The following is a 15,465-nucleotide window of genomic DNA, read 5'->3' as shown; positions in this document are numbered from 1 at the left end:
GTTTCTGGCAGTTCAGACATGGCGATGCCCCTGATGCATGGCATCGGTCCCACACTGATCCCGCGACCGCAGCGGATGTATCTGAAATTCGGCGCCCCCATCGCCACCGCCAAGCCCGCCCGCACCTCGGAAGAGGAGTGGGTGGCCACCGTCAAGGACCGCACCAAGAAATCACTCGAGCAGACTTTGGCCGACCTGCTGACAATTCGGCAGGATGATCCCTATCGCGAACTGAGTCCGCGAGCCTGGCGAACTGCAACCCAGCCGCCAACCGAACGCTGAGGAGTGTCGCCGAGTCAGGTCAGCCTGCTGCCGAGTCAGACGATCCGCTTGCCGCGGCGGGCGCGGGCTCGCATGTCCCACAAGTACATCCGATATCCGAGCACCCAGAGATCATGTGGGATGACGTGATCCGCGACGCGGAGGCCCCGCAGTAGCAGGTCGAATCGGCGCTGCTGCGCCGCGGACCACGGCAACGACATCAGCGTCCGAAACTCGGCGGGCAGGAAGCCCGTCGTCACGAACAGGTTGACGGGCCCGGCGAGCTGGCGAAGTGGCGTCGGCAGGAAGGCCAGCGCAGCGACACCGCGAAGGTGCTCACACACGGGCGGGTCGATCCGCAATTGGTCAAGCGAACGTTTCCAGTACTCGTCGAAGGCTGCTCTGTCAGCTGGCCACATGGTCATCCGGACCTGCAGTGTGGTGCCCAGCCGCTTGGCGTCGGCGTAGACCGCGTCGGCGGCGACGTCGTCGAGGAGTCCGTAGAGGAACTCGTGCATGTCGACGTAGTACCGGTAGAGGCACGCGGCCACCCATAGTTGCAGCTTTGGGTCGAAGGCGTTGTAGGACAACGGACTCGATGCTGTCGACCGGACCATCGCGTGGACCCGGTCGACCTCGGAGCGGATCAGTGCGCGGTCCGAGTCGGTGCCCATCGTCGCCGCCGCAAGATACGTGCCGGTGGTGCGGGCCCGCTTGAAGGGATGCTCGAACACGTTACCGCTGGGCACGGGGCTCTCGACGACGCCGTATCCGACGCCCGGCGAGGAGAGTTGCATGATCACGTTCGCCGCGGGCAGCAGCGCCGCCGCCGGATTGAGGAGGTCGACGACCCGGGTCGGGCGTCGCGGTGGGCCCAGCCTCATGCGGTCGAGTACACCACTCGTGAGACGCTGCCGGGGTGTTTGCGTCGACATGCCGCGGCCGGGCTGTCGGCCTCGCGGTGGGATACCTGGCCGACCTGGTGTGGGCCGACCCACGCCGGGGTCATCCGGTGGCGGCGTTCGGCTCCGCCGCGTCGGCCCTGGAGCGGCTGACCTACTCCGACGGGCGGGCGGCAGGCGTCGCACATACCGGAGTGCTGCTCGGTGGGCTCGCCGCGCTCGGCGTAGTGGCCGACCGCGCGGCCGCACGACGAGGACCCGGCTGGAACGCGGCGGTGACGGCCGCCGCCACGTTCGTCGCGCTGGGCGGAACGTCCCTGGCGCGCACCGGGGCCGACATGGCCAACCGCCTGGAGTCCGGCGACGTGGACGCCGCGCGCGCACTGGTGCCCTCGCTGTGCGGTCGCGATCCCGCCTCGCTGGACGAGGCGGGAATCGCCCGCGCCACCGTGGAATCGGTGGCCGAGAACACCGCCGACGCCCAAGTGGCGCCGCTGTGGTGGGGTGCGCTCGGCGGGGTGACCGGGTTGCTGGTCTACCGGGGCGCCAACACGCTAGATGCGATGATCGGGCACAAGTCGCCGCGGTATGCGCGGTTCGGCTGGGCAGCAGCGAGATTCGACGACGTTGCGAACTACCTGCCGGCCCGTCTGACGGGAATCCTGGTGACGGTCTGCGCTCCGGTCGCGGGGGGCTCGCCGGGCGAGGCGCTGGCCTCTTGGCGCCGGGATGCCGCGCGGCACCCCAGCCCCAACGCAGGGGTGGTCGAGGCGTCGTTCGCCGGCGCGCTCGGGGTCCAGCTGGGTGGACCCACGCAGTACGCGCATCGTCTCGAGATCCGGCCGACGCTGGGGGACGGCCGACCACCGAATCTGGTCGACGTCAACCGATCGGTCCGGCTCTCCCGTGCCGTTCAGGCCGCGGCAGCCGGCACTGCCGTGCTGGTTACGACCGTCTGCCGTAGCGGTCGGCGAGCTTCTGCTCCGTGCTGAGCGGGGCGGTCGAGGCGGCCCGGGTTTCGGTCTGGGCCTTCTCCCGACGACGCTGCTTGAGCTCCGCGAAGACGAAGTACCCCACGCCGATTGGCGCGATGATTCCGAACGCGATCCACTGGATGCCGTAGGAGAGGAAGGGGCCTGCGTCGAGGTGGGGCAGGCCGATCACGCCAAGCCCGCCCGGCTGGTCGTCGATGAGTTGGAGGTAGGACCCCGCCAACGGAACGCCCGTCACCTCGGCGACCTGGCCCGTGTTGATGGAGTACACCTGTTGAACGCCGTCCGCGCGGAACGGGTTCTTGCCGACGGCAACGGGTTCGGAGTCGCGCAGCCGTGCGGTGATCGTCACGGTGCCGGTGGGCGGCGCGGCGAAGTCGGGAACGGCGGTGCCCTTGTCGGGTTTGACGAAGCCGCGGTCGACGAGGACCGTGGGGCCGCCGTCGACCTTGAACGGCAGCAGCACCTCGTACGCCGGATCGCCGTTGATCGACCGCAGCCGGACCAGGACCTGGGCTTCGGGTTGGTATCTGCCGGTGGCGGTGACCTGGCGCCACTGATCGTCGGGCGCCGACGAATCCTGCTGCGGCAGAACGGTCGTCACCGGTACCGGCGCCTGGGACAACGAGTTCGAGATCTGGGTGTTCTCGCGCGAGGTCTTCGTGTTCTTGCCAAGCTGCCACGGGGCCAGCACGGTGAAGCAGAGGTACGCGAACGCGATCACGACGACGTAGAGCGCCAGCCACTGCGGCTTGAACAAGAACGTCAAACGCCCCATCAGCTGGCGACCCCGCGCTCGGCCAGTTGATCGTCGACCCAATCGTGTAGCCCGGGCAGCGATGCCTCGATGACCGCGAAGGTCTCCTCGTAGTCCGCCATGGACCCGTAGTACGGGTCCTCGACGTCCAACGGATGGGCGGCCGACCGGGGATCGAACGAGCGCATCATCCGGAGGCGCGTCACGGGCACCCCGAGATCCCGCAGAATGCGGACGTGGTTGCGCCCCATGGCGACGACCATGTCCGCTGCCAGGTGATCCTCGCCGACATGCGAGGCCTGGTGCGACGTCGGATATCCGTGTGCGCGCAACACCTGTACCGCGAGTTCGTGGGCGGCGTTGCCGACGTGCCAACTGCCGGTGCCCGCACTGGTCACGCGCACGGCGTCGGCCAGACCGCGTTCGGAGATCTGGTGGGCGAACATCTTGTCGGCCATCGGGGAGCGGCAGATGTTCCCCGAACAGACGAAGGTCACATGAAGGGGCTGAGTTGATTCCCCGGGTCGCTGCGCTCCTGCCCTCCGCTCAGACACCGAGGACCTCCCTGAGGTCGGCCATCGTCGCCACGTGTTTGAAGGCGCTCGTCGAGTCGGGACCGTCGAAGTCCGAAGCGCCGTAACCCCATTCGACCACCACGGTGTCGATGCCGTGCACTGCGGCGCCCTCGACGTCGTGGGAGCGGTCGCCGACCATCAGCACCCGGTCCGGCAGCGGTCCGAGTTGAGCCAGCGCGTGAGCAACCACGTCGGCCTTGGCCGACCGGGTGCCGTCGGGGCTGGCACCGGCGATCACCTCGAAGTGGGCGTCGATGCCGAAGTGCTCGATGATCTGCCGGGCCGTCAGCTCGTTCTTCGACGTCGCGACCGCCAGTCGCACACCCGCGGCGCGAAGGTCGGCCAAGAGGTCGGGGATCCCGTCGAACAAGCTGTTCATGGCCCAACCTCTGGTGGTGTAGTCGGCCCGGTACGCGGCGAATGCCTCGGCTGCCTGTGCACCGAGTCCCATCGAGGTGAGGGTCTGATGCATCGGCGGCCCGACGATCAGGCCGGCGAGGTCACCGTCGGGCGCCGGGGCACCGATTGCACCCAGTGCCTGCAGGAAGCTCGCGACGATCCCCGGGGCGGAATCGGTGAGCGTGCCGTCGAGGTCGAAGATGACTAGCTGGGGGCTCACCGCTCCATTGTCTACTGTCTTGTTGTGGGTAGTCTTCCCCGGTCACCGGGAGCGCAGGGTCGCGGGGTTCCGCCGCGGGCCGGCGCGCGCTACCACGGAGATCAGGCCGCAGCCGAGGGGATGCTCGACTTCGCGGTCAACGTCAGGGCCGCGGAGCCGCCGTCGTGGCTGTTGGAACGTCTTTCGGCGCGGTTGCGCGACCTTGGTCGCTACCCGGGTGAGACCGACTGGCGACGCGCGGTCGACGGCATCGCCGCCCGGCACGGACGTCACCCCGAGCACGTGCTGCCGCTCGCCGGTGGGGCCGAGGGCTTCGCCCTGCTGGCCCGCCTGAAGCCGAGGCTGGCAGCGTTGGTGGCACCGTCGTTCACCGAACCCGAGGCGGTGCTGACGGCAGCCGGGGTCCCGATCAGCCACGTCGTCCTCGACGCCCCGTTCACGCTCGCCGGCGCCGCCGTGCCCGCCGACGCCGACCTGGTCGTCGTCGGCAATCCCACCAACCCGACGGGCGTACTACACGCCCGCGACGAGATCCTGGCGCTGCGCCGTCCTGGCCGGATCGTGGTCGTCGACGAGGCCTTCGCCGACGCCATCCCCGGAGAACCCGAGTCACTGGCTGCCGACGCGTTGCCGGACGTCGTGGTGCTGCGCAGCCTGACCAAGACGTGGTCACTCGCCGGCCTGCGGGTCGGTTATGCGCTCGGCGCGCCGGACGTCTTGACGAGAATGTCCGCCGAGCGCGCGCACTGGCCGCTTGGAACGTTGCAACTGGAGGCGATCGCCGCGTGCACCTCGCCAGCCGCGGTCGCGGAGGCCGAGTCGGTTGCCTGCAGGCTGCTGGCGTTGCGCGGCGAGATGGCCGCCGGATTGGCAGCAGCCGGGTTCGACTCCGTCGACGGCCGGGCCCCCTTCGTCCTGTTCCGAGTGCCCGATGCGGCGTTGATGCGGAAGCACCTGGACATCAAGAACATTGCCGTGCGTCGATGTGACACCTTCGTAGGACTCGATGGGCAGTATCTTCGGGCGGCGGTCAGACCGGAGTGGCCGACCCTGGTCGAGGCTCTCGTCGACGCGACGGAAGGGGAGGTACTGCGGTGAGCGCGCGGCTGTCCGACGTCATCGATGTACTGGAAGACGCCTACCCGCCCGCCCTGGCGGCGGAGTGGGACTCCGTCGGTCTGGTTTGCGGCGACCCGTCGGAGACGGTCGAGTCGGTCACGATCGCGGTCGACGCAACACCATCCGTCGTCGCCGAGATGCCGGACCGCGGCCTTCTCCTCGCGCACCACCCGCTGCTCCTGCGCGGCGTCGACACGGTGGCGGCGAACACGGCGAAGGGTGCGGTGCTGCACCGTCTGATCCGCAGTGGCAGTGCGCTGTTCACCGCCCACACCAACGCCGACTCGGCATCTCCGGGGGTGTCGGACGCGCTCGCCGAGGCGCTCGGCCTGATCGTCGAGGACGTGCTCTCGCCGATATCCGATGGGACCCGTCTCGACAAGTGGGTGGTCTACGTGCCCATCGGGGATGGCCGAGGGGACGTCGACGTGGTGCGCGAGGCGATGTTCGGGGCCGGCGCAGGCACGATCGGCGATTACTCGCACTGCAGCTGGACCGTCGCGGGCACCGGTCAGTTCCTGCCGCACGACGGCGCCTCACCCGCCATCGGCACCGTTGGGGCGGTCGAACACGTCTCGGAGGACCGCATCGAGGTCATCGCGCCCGCTGGGCGGCGGGATGCGGTGCTGGCCGCCATGCGCGGGGCGCATCCCTACGAGGAACCGGCCTTCGACGTCATCGCCCTCGCGGCGCTGCCATCCGACGTCGGCATCGGTCGTATCTGCGCGCTACCGAACCCGGAAAGCCTGTCCGCCTTCGTCTCCCGAGTAGCGCACGGGCTCCCCGCGACGTCGTGGGGCGTGCGGGCAGCTGGCGATCCGGAGGCGGTGGTGTCACGGGTGGCGGTGTGTGGGGGTGCGGGCGATTCGCTCCTCGACACCGTGGCGGTGGCGGGCGTGGACGTCTACGTCACGGCCGACCTCCGGCATCACCCGGCCGATGAACACCTGCGTGCCTCCGACGTCGCGCTCGTCGACGTCGCACACTGGGCGAGCGAGTACCCCTGGTGCCATCAAGCGAAGGCACTGCTGCGAACGCACTTCGGCGATGCGCTCGACGTGCGCATCAGCCCGGTCCGGACGGATCCATGGAATCTAGCGAAGGACACGAACACCACATGAAAGCCGAAGAACTGCAACAGCGTTCGGTGCTCGAACTTGCCGGGGTAGACGCCGAGCTGAGCCGTCTCGACCATCGCGCCAAGCACCTCGAGGAGCAATCACGGCTCGATGCCGTCCAGTCCGAGCATCGCGCGGCGAACGACGTGCTCGCAACCCTTGGCATCGCGCTGGAGGACCTCGACGGGCAGGTCACCAAGTTCGAGAGTGAGATCGACTCGGTGCGCAAGCGCGAGGACCGCGACCGCGGGTTGCTCGACGGCGGCACGGTCGACGTCAAGCACGTCGCCGAGCTGCAGCACGAACTCGAGACGCTGCAGCGACGCCAAGAGAGTCTGGAGGATTCCCTGCTCGAGATCATGGAGCACCGCGAGAAGCTGCAGGGTGACCAGGCTCGGCAACTGGGTCGAATCGACGAGCTCCAAATGGACCTCAGCGCAGCGGTTGCCGCGCGGGACGAGGCCATGCAGGTGATCGACCAAGCTCGACGGCAAGCGGAATCTCGTCGCGACGAGTTGACCGCGGCGCTGCTTCCCGAGCTGGTGGCACTCTACGAGCGTCAGCGGAAACTCGGCGGGGCCGGAGCGGGGCGACTGCAGGGTCGACGCTGCGGTGCCTGCCGCATCGAGATCGACAGGGGAGAGTTGGCGCGCATCTCTGCCGCCAAGGAGGACGAGGTGCTCCGCTGCCCAGAATGCTCCGCCATCCTGGTGCGGGTCAGGGACTTCAGCGAATGAAGGTCATCGTCGAGGCCGATGGTGGATCGCGCGGCAACCCCGGCCCTGCCGGCTACGGTGCGGTGATCTGGTCTGCCGACCGTGCCCGCGTTCTCGCCGAGAGCAAGGCCTCCATCGGCCGTGCGACCAATAACGTCGCGGAGTACCGAGGTCTCATCGCAGGGTTGGAGCAGGCGGCCGAAATTGGGGCCACCGATGTTGCCGCGCAGTTGGATTCGAAGCTGGTCGTGGAGCAGATGTCGGGCCGCTGGCAGGTCAAGCACCCCGACCTGATCCCGTTGCGGCAGCGCGCGGTGGAGTTGTCGCGCGCATTCGACGCCATCACCTACACGTGGATCCCGCGGGCCAAGAACGCACATGCCGACAGACTGGCCAACGAGGCCATGGATGCGGCGGCAGAGGAATCGGCGCCGAAACCCGCGGCCGCCGAGGTGGTCTCACCGGCGGGCTGGACCGGGGCCCGCGGCGCGCCGACCAGCTTCCTGCTGTTGCGCCACGGGCAGACCGAGCTTTCCGTGAACCGCCGGTATTCGGGACGGGGCAATCCGCCGCTGACCGAACTCGGACGGCGCCAAGCCGATGCGGCCGCCCGCTACCTCGGGCAGCGGGGCGGCATCGCGGCCGTCGTCTCGTCACCGCTGCAGCGGGCCTACGACACCGCGACGGCTGCGGCCAAGGCTCTCGGACTCGACGTGACCGTCGACGACGACCTGATCGAGACGGACTTCGGTGAGTGGGAAGGGTTGACGTTCGGCGAAGCGGCGCAACGAGATCCGGGTGTGCACGGCGAATGGCTGAGCGACACCAGCGTGTCGCCGCCGGGCGGCGGGGAGAGCTTCGACGCCGTCGCGCACCGGGTGCGGCGGGCCCGCACCAGGATCATCGCCGAACACGGTGATGCGACGGTTCTGGTGGTGTCACACGTGACGCCGATCAAGTCGATCCTGCGGTTGGCGCTCGACGCGGGCCAGGGCATCCTCTACCGCCTGCACCTCGACCTGGCCTCGCTGTCGATCGCCGAGTTCTATCCGGACGGCGGCTCGTCGGTCCGGCTCGTCAATCAGACGGCGTACCTCGAGTGAGGCTGGGCAACAGGACATCGTCCACCAGTGCACGCACCGTCTCGTCGGTCGGCAGTCGCTGCGAGACCACCGAACGGAACACCAGGTAGCCGGGCAGCAGATCCCAGATTTCGGGGTTGATCACCGCGGCGTCGATCTCCCCCCGAGACACGGCGTCACCGAGGACCTCCTTGATCAGAACGTTCCGGTGATAGACGAACTTGTCCTGCATGACGGCGCTCAGGGCTGCACTGTGTGACATCTCGTTCAACACCGCCCTCATGGTGGCCGCGTGCACTCGGGAGTCGTGGCACACCGTCGCGCCGATGGCCAGCAGGTCGCCGCGCAGTGACCCCGTGCGGGGTGGGATCGCCGACTCGCGGGTCCCTTCGATGAACGCTGCAAGCACCAGATCCGCCTTCGAGGGCCACCGTCGGTACATCGTGGCCTTGCTGGCCTTGGCCTCGGTCGCCACCGCTTCCACCGTCAACCGGTCGTAGCCGTGCAGTTGCAGCAGTCGCAGGGTCACGGCCAACAGCTCGGCTTCTCGCGCGCTCCACGGACATTCCGGCGCCGAGGGCGAGGGCTCCGCGGAATCTGAGAGCACAAAACCACCTCCTTGTCACTAGCAAGATACAACTTGCACCGGACCGTACGGTACCGTACCGTTTCTCAGGTCGCCCTTAGTTCGACTAAGGACGGTCACCGGGTTGGAGCCGCGTCGCCGGCTGTCGAAAGGCGTACGGGTGAAAAGGTTTTCGATCGGTAGCCTGATCAGGCGTCGTTGGACGGTGGTCGTGACGGTGATCGTCGTGGCGGCCGCCGGCTTCGGTGTGTATCGGATGCACGGCATCTTCGGCTCGAACGACGTCGTGTCGTGGCCTCGCGCCGATTCGATCGAGAACAGTGACTACAACCCCAAGCGCGTCCTGTTCGAAGTATTCGGCAGTCCCGGCGCGGTGGCGACCATCAACTACCTCGACGAGCATGCCCAACCGCAACGGGTCGACGACACGCCGCTGCCCTGGTCGCAGACGTTGACGACGACTGATCCCACGCTCTACGCCGACCTTCGCGCCCAAGGCGACGCCGACTCGCTTACCTGCCGCATCACCGTCAACGGCATCGTCAAGGACGAAAGGTCCACCAGCAACGTGAACGGCTACATCTCGTGCCTGGACAAGTCCGCGTGAGCGACCATCGCGTGGAGGAACCGGTCGAGCATTCGAAGGTGGCGCGCAACATTCGTCGATTCGCCGTGCCCATCGCCATCATCTGGGTCGCGATCGCCGCGCTGACGAACGTGTTCGCCCCTCAGCTCGAGGTCGTCGGAGCGGCTCACTCGGTGGCACAGAGCTCTCCCGACTCGCCGTCGCTGAAGGCGATGATGCACATCGGCCAGGTCTTCGGCGAATTCGATTCCGACAGCAACGCCATGATCGTCCTCGAAGGCGATCAACCGCTGGGCGCCGACGCCCACCAGTACTACGACACCCTAGTGAAGAAGCTGTCGCAGGACACCAAGCACGTCGAGCACATCCAGGACTTCTGGGGTGATCCGCTGACCGCGGCGGGCTCGCAGAGCAAGGACGGCAAGGCCGCTCTGGTGCAGCTGTACCTGAGGGGCAATCAGGGCCAAGCCATGTCCAACGAGTCGGTCGACGCCATCCGCAAGATCGTGGCCGACACTCCGCCGCCGCAAGGGGTCAAGGCCTACGTCACCGGGGCCGCGCCACTCATCACCGACAACTTCGAGGTCGGCAGCGACGGCACCGAGATGGTCACCCTGCTGACCTTCGGGGTCATCGCGTTGATGTTGCTCGTCGTCTACCGCTCGTTCGTCACCATGCTCCTGATGCTGGTGACCGTCCTCATCGAATTGTCCGCTGCCCGTGGGGTCGTCGCCGTTCTCGCGAACTCGGGCGTCATCGGGCTATCGACCTACACCACGAACCTGCTGACGCTGCTGGCGATCGCCGCGGGCACCGACTACGCGATATTCGTCGTCGGGCGCTATCACGAAGCGCGCTCCGCGGGCGAGGACCGAGAAGCGGCGTTCTACACCATGTTCCGCGGGACGGTGCACGTGATCGTCGGTTCGGGGCTGACGATCGCCGGGGCGGTGGCGTGCTTGAGCTTCACCCGGCTGCCCTACTTCCAGAGTCTTGGCGTGCCTGCCGCAATTGGAGTGCTGGTGGCTCTGGCTGCCGCGCTCACCCTCGGTCCCGCCATGCTGGTGATGGCCAGCCACTTCGGGCTGTTGGAGCCCAAGCGAAAGGTCGGCACCCAGGGGTGGCGCCGCATCGGCACCGTCATCGTGCGGTGGCCTGGTCCCATCCTCGTCGCGTCGATCGCGCTGGCCCTGATCGGCCTGCTGGCCCTACCGGGGTACAAGACCAGTTACGACGCCCGCCCGTATCTGCCCGACTACGCGCCTGCCGTGGTGGGCTACGCGGCCGCCGAACGCCACTTCTCCGAGGCCCGGCTGAATCCCGAGCTGCTGATGATCGAATCCGATCACGACATGCGAAATCCCGCGGACATGATCCTCCTCGAGCGCGCCGCCAAGGCGGTGCTACACACCCCCGGCATTGCCCTGGTGCAGTCGATCACCCGGCCGCTCGGCACGCCGATCAGTCACAGCTCCATACCTTTTCAGATCAGCGCGTCCAGCGCGAGCACCATCATGAACCTCAGCTATCAGCAGGCTAGGGCTCAGGACATCCTGAAACAGGTCGACCAGACGTCGAAGTCGATCGACATCCTGCAACAGCAACTCGCGCTGCAACAGGCCAGCGCCGCCGCGACCGACGAACAGGTCAAGGCCTTCCACGACACGGTCTCGACGATCAACGAGGTGCGCAACAACATTGCCAACTTCGACGACTTCTTCCGTCCGCTGCGCAACTACTTCTACTGGGAGCCGCACTGCTTCGACATCCCGTCGTGCGCGGCATTGCGGTCGGTGTTCGACACCCTCGACGGCATCGATCAACTCAGCGATCAGTTCGGCAAGATCACGGCAAGTCTGGACAAACTGAATGCCCTGCAGCCGCAACTGGTGGCGCTGATCCCGCCCCAGCTCGCCGTTCAGGAAGCCAACCGCGACCTGCTCCGGTCGAACTACGCGACCACCGGGGGCACCAACGCGCAGAGCCAGGAATCGTTGAAGACCGCGACCGCGATGGGCAAGGCCTTCGACGATGCCAAGAACGACGACTCCTTCTACCTGCCTCCGGAGGCATTCGACAATCCCGACTTCAAGCGCGGCCTGAAGCTGTTCCTTTCCCCCGATGGCAAGGCCGCCAGGATGACCATCACCCATGAGGGCAATCCTGCGACGCCGCAGGGGATCTCGCACATCGATGCGCTCAGGAATTCGGCGTTCGACGCGCTCAAGGCAACCCCGCTCGCGGACGCCAAGGTGTACGTGGCCGGAACCGCGGCGACCTACAAGGACATTCAGGAAGGCGCCACGTACGACCTGATGATCGCCGCACTGGCCGGGATCAGCCTGATTCTGCTCATCATGGTCTTCATCACCCGGAGCCTGATTGCGGCGTTGGTCATCGTGGGCACCGTCGTGCTGTCCCTAGGTGCATCGCTCGGGCTGTCGATACTGGTGTGGCAGTACATCTTCGGCATTCAGTTGTACTGGGTCATCATCCCACTCGCCGTCATGCTGCTCCTCGCGGTGGGAGCCGACTACAACCTGCTGTTGATCTCCCGATTCAAGGAGGAGATAGGGGCGGGCCTCAAGACCGGCACCATCCGCGCCATGGCGGGCACCGGCGGCGTCGTCACCGCGGCAGGCCTGGTGTTCGCCGCCACCATGTCCTCGTTCATCTTCAGCGACCTGGTGATACTCGGCCAGATCGGTACCACGATCGGCTTGGGCCTGCTGTTCGACACGTTGATCGTGCGGTCGTTCATGACGCCGTCCATTGCGACCCTCCTCGGACGCTGGTTCTGGTGGCCGCTGAACGTGCGCACACGCCCGGCCAGCCAGATGTTGCAGCCCTATGGTTCCCGCATCTCCGTGCGCCGACTGCTGTCGCCTGAGAACAAGGGCGCCGACTCAGGCGTGTAGGTGTAGCCGTTCGCCGTGCGGGCCGAAGATCGCGACGGCCTCGACGGCTTCCTCCACGACGCCGAACCAATGCGGGGTCCAGGTCGAGAATTCAACGGCCTCACCGGGTTTGATGGTGAAATCGCGATCGCCGAGGATCAGCCGCATCCGGCCGGAGAGCACGTACACCCAGTCCTGACCGTCGTGCACCGGCAGCTCGTCGGGTGGGGTGCGGCGTCGTGCACTCACGCGAATCTTGAACGCGTGCAGGCCGCCTGCGGGCCCATTGTGCGTCAGCGGCCAGTACGTCACGCCATGACGGGTCTGCGACGCGCCCTTCACCCGCGGATCCTCGGCGTCGGGTGCGCGCAACAGGTCGTCGGTGCTCACCGCAAGCGCTGCCGCAAGCCGGGGCAGGTGATCGAGGGCCAGTCGGCGCTTACCGGACTCGAGCCGGCTCAACGTCGAGACGTCGATGTCGGCCCTGGTGGCCACCTCGTCGAGCGTCAGGCCGCGCTGAGTGCGCAATTCGCGCAGTCTGCGCCTGACCCGTAGGTCGACGTCGTCGGTGCTCTTTGCCTCCATGGCAAAAGATGTTGGCAGATTGCCCGTTGGTCGGCAAGGTGGTTGCCATGGAGTTCGAGAACACGGAATGGGATTGCGTCGTCGTCGGCGGCGGTGCCGCGGGTCTGAGTGCAGCACTGGTGCTGGGCCGGGCGAGGCGCCGCACGCTGGTGGTGGACGCGGGCCGCCAAAGCAACCTGCCCGCGTACGGTATCGGTGGACTGCTCGGATACGACGGCCGACCGCCCGCGGAGTTGTACGAAGCAGGCCGGGCAGAGCTCGCAAAGTACGACCACGTCGAGTTTCGGCATGGGGAGGTGACTGCAGCGGCGGCCGACGATGGCGGCTTCGTGGTCGAACTCGCCGACGGCAGCCGACATCGCACCAGGCGGGTGCTATTGGCGACGGGTATGGACTACCGGACGCCGCAGATTCCCGGGCTGGCCGAACTGTGGGGGAGGTCGGCCTTCCACTGCCCGTTCTGTCACGGCTGGGAGATGCGGGACCAACCCGTCGCAGTGCTCGCCAGCGGCGATCGCGCCGAGCACCTGGCGCTGATGCTTCGCGGCTGGACCGACGACATCGTCGTGCTCACCAACGGACCGGCAGGTTTCGCTGCCGACGTGCGGATCGACGAACGCGAGATCGCCGAATTCATCTCCGAAGCAGGCGAACTGGTTGCAGTGGAGTTCACCGACGGCGACAGGCTGGCCCGCCGCGGCGTGCTGGTGGCCTCGTCGTTGCGTCAGCGGTCGAACTTGGCAGCCCAACTCGGAGTCGCGACGGCACCGCCGGGGCCCGTCGCCGAGGACGCCGTCGAGATCGATGCCTTTCATCGCACGTCCGTGCCTGGGGTGTTCGCCGCCGGCGACGTCAGCGCGGGCATGCCTCAGGTCGCCGCTGCGATCGCAACGGGCTCGCTGAGCGCCGCGGCCGTCGTCCAAAGTCTGCTCGCCGAAGACGTCGGCCTGCCCGTCCCACCGTGGCCCAATCTGAAGGAGATCGCACATGTCAACGCATGAAACGGATCAGACTGCGCAGGAGTACTGGGACGCGCATTACGGTGAGCGCGAACGCATCTGGAGTGGACGCGTCAACGCTCAGCTGGCCGCGGTGGTGGCCGACGTTGCACCCGGCCGGGCGCTCGACCTCGGTTGCGGGGAGGGCGGTGACGCCGTGTGGTTGGCCGAACGCGGCTGGCAGGTCACCGCAGTCGACATCTCCGAGACGGCAATGAGCCGCGCCGCCGCCGAGGCTGAGACCCGCGGCGTCCGTGATCGGATCGACTTCGAACGTCACGACCTCTCGGACAGCTTTCCGGAAGGGACCTTCGACCTGATCTCGGCGCAGTTCCTGCACTCCACGGTGCGGCTCGAGCGGCCCCAGATCTTGCGCGCCGCGGCGAACGCCTTGGCGCCAGGTGGACTGCTCGTCATCGTCGACCACGCTGCGGCTCCGCCCTTCTCGAAGAAGGTGCCGCATGACCACCCGTTCCCCACTCCCGAGGAGGTGCTCGCGGAGTTGGATCTACCTGCCGTGGGATGGAACAGGGACCGCGTCGAGGTGGTGGACCGGGAGGGGACCGACCCCGATGGTCAACCCTTCACCTGGCGCGACAACGTCATGGTGCTGAGGCGATTGGCCTGAGCGTCTAGGGATTGAGCTGGGTGAGCCGCACGCTGTTGCCCGACGGATCTCGGAAGCCGGAGTCGATGCCATACGGCATCTGGTTGGGCGGCTCGTTGTAGTCGACGCCGCGGGCGGTGAGCTCCTCGTACTTGGCCTGAACGTCGTCAGTGGTGAGGAACACCGTGCCCGCGAAACCCTTCGCCGTCAGGTCGAGCACCTGCTTGTGGGTGTCCTCGTCCATCATCGGCTCGCCGGGTACGGCCATCAGCACGATGCTGACGTCATCCTGTCCTGGCGGCCCGACGGTGAGCCACCGGAAGGCGCCCATCTCCTCCGGGAATGACACATCTTCACGCACCTCCATGCCGACCTTGTCGGTCCAGAACTTGAGTGCGACTTCCTGATCGTGAACCCACAGATGGGCACATGCAATTTTCATCACGGGCCTGACGCTACGGTCGGTCGTCGCGGCCCGTCTTCTCCCCGTGTGCTCTTTTCACGCGGCTGTCGGATTCGGCGGGCAGGAGCGCAGCGACCCGGGATTGAGGGAGCGGCCGGGTGTCGCGCGCCAGGACGCAACTCGGCACCCGCACCCGGCTGGCCGCCGGTGGCAGGCTGGCACGGTAGGCCGCAGGCGGTTTCCCGTACACCCGCGCGAAAGTGGTCGTGAAGGATCCGACGCTCTGCAGGCCGACCATCACGCAGATGTCGGCGACCGAACGATCCGTGAAGCGCAGCAACGAAGCAGCCCGTTCCAGTCGCCGGGTCTGCAGGTAGGCGCGCGGGGATTCACCGAACGTACGGGTGAACATGCGGGAGAAGTGGGCCCGGGACAGCCCGGCCGCGGCAGCGAGGTCGTCCACCGTGATCGGCTCGGCGTACCTGGCGTCGACCAGGTCCTTCGCGCGGAGCAGATAGCGGGCCGGTGGCACCTGCGGCATGTCGATAAGAGTACGGTGATCTGCGCGGACGAGTTGGCCGGGCGGCCGCGGGTCCCAGTCTCGACTGGGATTCGAGGAAAGTCCGGACTTCACAGAGCAGGGTGATTGCCAACGGCAATCC

General features: G+C 67.3%; 17 protein-coding genes and 1 pseudogene. 10 read left to right on the top strand and 8 right to left on the bottom strand.

Translation table 11 applies throughout. From position 1 onward, the window contains the following. Positions 1 to 282 (top strand): annotated as a pseudogene (locus tag QOD90_RS27725) (glycerol acyltransferase); the annotation flags it as partial. Positions 283 to 317: 35 nt separating this feature from the next. Here QOD90_RS27725 and QOD90_RS27720 read toward each other — a convergent pair. Next, positions 318 to 1,145, bottom strand: a complete 828-nt coding sequence (locus QOD90_RS27720) for an oxygenase MpaB family protein (protein ID WP_526355131.1) — start codon at positions 1,143 to 1,145, stop codon at positions 318 to 320. A 35-nt stretch (positions 1,146 to 1,180) separates the two neighbouring features. On the opposite strand from QOD90_RS27720, the gene QOD90_RS27715 reads away from it, so the two are divergent. Next, positions 1,181 to 2,155: a cobalamin biosynthesis protein gene (locus tag QOD90_RS27715; protein ID WP_526355129.1), complete on the top strand. Its 975-nt coding sequence runs from the start codon at positions 1,181 to 1,183 to the stop codon at positions 2,153 to 2,155. On the opposite strand, the gene QOD90_RS27710 is transcribed toward QOD90_RS27715, so the two are convergent. Genes QOD90_RS27710 through QOD90_RS27700 form a run of 3 tightly spaced genes read right to left on the bottom strand, consistent with a single transcriptional unit; the run spans position 2,109 to position 4,106 of the window. After that, positions 2,109 to 2,933: an SURF1 family cytochrome oxidase biogenesis protein gene (locus QOD90_RS27710; RefSeq protein WP_526355127.1), complete on the bottom strand. Its 825-nt coding sequence runs from the start codon at positions 2,931 to 2,933 to the stop codon at positions 2,109 to 2,111. The genes QOD90_RS27715 and QOD90_RS27710 overlap by 47 nt on opposite strands. Beyond that, positions 2,933 to 3,466: a low molecular weight protein-tyrosine-phosphatase gene (locus QOD90_RS27705; RefSeq protein WP_526355125.1), complete on the bottom strand. Its 534-nt coding sequence runs from the start codon at positions 3,464 to 3,466 to the stop codon at positions 2,933 to 2,935. Before QOD90_RS27705 ends, QOD90_RS27710 begins: the two co-directional genes overlap by 1 nt. Next, positions 3,459 to 4,106 (bottom strand): HAD-IA family hydrolase, encoded by a 648-nt coding sequence (locus tag QOD90_RS27700; RefSeq protein ID WP_526355123.1) that lies wholly within the window; start codon positions 4,104 to 4,106, stop codon positions 3,459 to 3,461. Before QOD90_RS27700 ends, QOD90_RS27705 begins: the two co-directional genes overlap by 8 nt. Positions 4,107 to 4,130: 24 nt before the next feature. On the opposite strand from QOD90_RS27700, the gene cobC reads away from it, so the two are divergent. From cobC to QOD90_RS27680, 4 genes are read left to right on the top strand one after another with little or no spacing between them, the layout of a single operon-like run. After that, positions 4,131 to 5,204: an Rv2231c family histidinol phosphate aminotransferase CobC gene (gene cobC / locus QOD90_RS27695; RefSeq protein WP_526355121.1), complete on the top strand. Its 1,074-nt coding sequence runs from the start codon at positions 4,131 to 4,133 to the stop codon at positions 5,202 to 5,204. Further along, positions 5,201 to 6,346, top strand: a complete 1,146-nt coding sequence (locus QOD90_RS27690) for a Nif3-like dinuclear metal center hexameric protein (RefSeq protein WP_526355119.1) — start codon at positions 5,201 to 5,203, stop codon at positions 6,344 to 6,346. The genes cobC and QOD90_RS27690 overlap by 4 nt, the downstream gene beginning before the upstream one ends. Continuing rightward, positions 6,343 to 7,080: a zinc ribbon domain-containing protein gene (locus QOD90_RS27685; protein ID WP_526355117.1), complete on the top strand. Its 738-nt coding sequence runs from the start codon at positions 6,343 to 6,345 to the stop codon at positions 7,078 to 7,080. The genes QOD90_RS27690 and QOD90_RS27685 overlap by 4 nt, the downstream gene beginning before the upstream one ends. Continuing rightward, positions 7,077 to 8,162: a bifunctional RNase H/acid phosphatase gene (locus QOD90_RS27680; protein ID WP_526355115.1), complete on the top strand. Its 1,086-nt coding sequence runs from the start codon at positions 7,077 to 7,079 to the stop codon at positions 8,160 to 8,162. Before QOD90_RS27685 ends, QOD90_RS27680 begins: the two co-directional genes overlap by 4 nt. Here the strand turns inward: QOD90_RS27680 and QOD90_RS27675 are convergent. Beyond that, positions 8,137 to 8,748: a TetR/AcrR family transcriptional regulator gene (locus QOD90_RS27675; protein WP_526355113.1), complete on the bottom strand. Its 612-nt coding sequence runs from the start codon at positions 8,746 to 8,748 to the stop codon at positions 8,137 to 8,139. The two genes, QOD90_RS27680 and QOD90_RS27675, sit on opposite strands and share 26 nt — an antisense overlap. 139 nt (positions 8,749 to 8,887) lie before the next feature. Here QOD90_RS27675 and QOD90_RS27670 point away from each other — a divergent pair, with 139 nt between their 5' ends. Then, the gene (locus tag QOD90_RS27670) at positions 8,888 to 9,334 is read left to right on the top strand and encodes an MmpS family transport accessory protein (protein ID WP_526355111.1); all 447 of its coding nucleotides are present in this window, start codon (positions 8,888 to 8,890) and stop codon (positions 9,332 to 9,334) included. Next, positions 9,331 to 12,231 carry an MMPL/RND family transporter gene (locus QOD90_RS27665; protein WP_526355109.1) on the top strand — a complete coding sequence of 967 codons (2,901 nt, stop codon included), beginning with the start codon at positions 9,331 to 9,333 and terminating at the stop codon, positions 12,229 to 12,231. The genes QOD90_RS27670 and QOD90_RS27665 overlap by 4 nt, the downstream gene beginning before the upstream one ends. On the opposite strand, the gene relB is transcribed toward QOD90_RS27665, so the two are convergent. Beyond that, the gene (gene relB / locus QOD90_RS27660; RefSeq protein ID WP_526355107.1) at positions 12,220 to 12,795 is read right to left on the bottom strand and encodes a type II toxin-antitoxin system RelB family anti-toxin; all 576 of its coding nucleotides are present in this window, start codon (positions 12,793 to 12,795) and stop codon (positions 12,220 to 12,222) included. The two genes, QOD90_RS27665 and relB, sit on opposite strands and share 12 nt — an antisense overlap. Positions 12,796 to 12,842: 47 nt before the next feature. Between relB and QOD90_RS27655 the strand changes: the two genes are divergently transcribed. Both QOD90_RS27655 and QOD90_RS27650 read left to right on the top strand, forming a co-directional pair. Then, on the top strand, positions 12,843 to 13,796 hold the full coding sequence (locus QOD90_RS27655) for an NAD(P)/FAD-dependent oxidoreductase (RefSeq protein WP_526355105.1): 954 nt from the start codon (positions 12,843 to 12,845) through the stop codon (positions 13,794 to 13,796). Next, positions 13,783 to 14,421, top strand: a complete 639-nt coding sequence (locus QOD90_RS27650; protein ID WP_526355103.1) for an SAM-dependent methyltransferase — start codon at positions 13,783 to 13,785, stop codon at positions 14,419 to 14,421. Before QOD90_RS27655 ends, QOD90_RS27650 begins: the two co-directional genes overlap by 14 nt. Before the next feature lie 4 nt (positions 14,422 to 14,425). On the opposite strand, the gene QOD90_RS27645 is transcribed toward QOD90_RS27650, so the two are convergent. Together QOD90_RS27645 and QOD90_RS27640 are read right to left on the bottom strand one after the other, a co-directional pair. Then, complete coding sequence (locus QOD90_RS27645) at positions 14,426 to 14,845, bottom strand: VOC family protein (RefSeq protein ID WP_526355101.1); 420 nt, start codon at positions 14,843 to 14,845, stop codon at positions 14,426 to 14,428. Between the two features lie 10 nt (positions 14,846 to 14,855). Beyond that, positions 14,856 to 15,344 carry a helix-turn-helix domain-containing protein gene (locus tag QOD90_RS27640; protein WP_526355099.1) on the bottom strand — a complete coding sequence of 163 codons (489 nt, stop codon included), beginning with the start codon at positions 15,342 to 15,344 and terminating at the stop codon, positions 14,856 to 14,858. Positions 15,345 to 15,465 lie beyond the last annotated feature (121 nt).

Origin of the sequence: Mycobacterium sp., from assembly GCF_032161845.1 — a bacterium.
Taxonomy (GTDB): Bacteria; Actinomycetota; Actinomycetes; order Mycobacteriales; family Mycobacteriaceae; genus Mycobacterium.
Note: the sequence above shows the minus strand (reverse complement) of the source record. Positions and strands in the feature narration are given on the sequence as shown.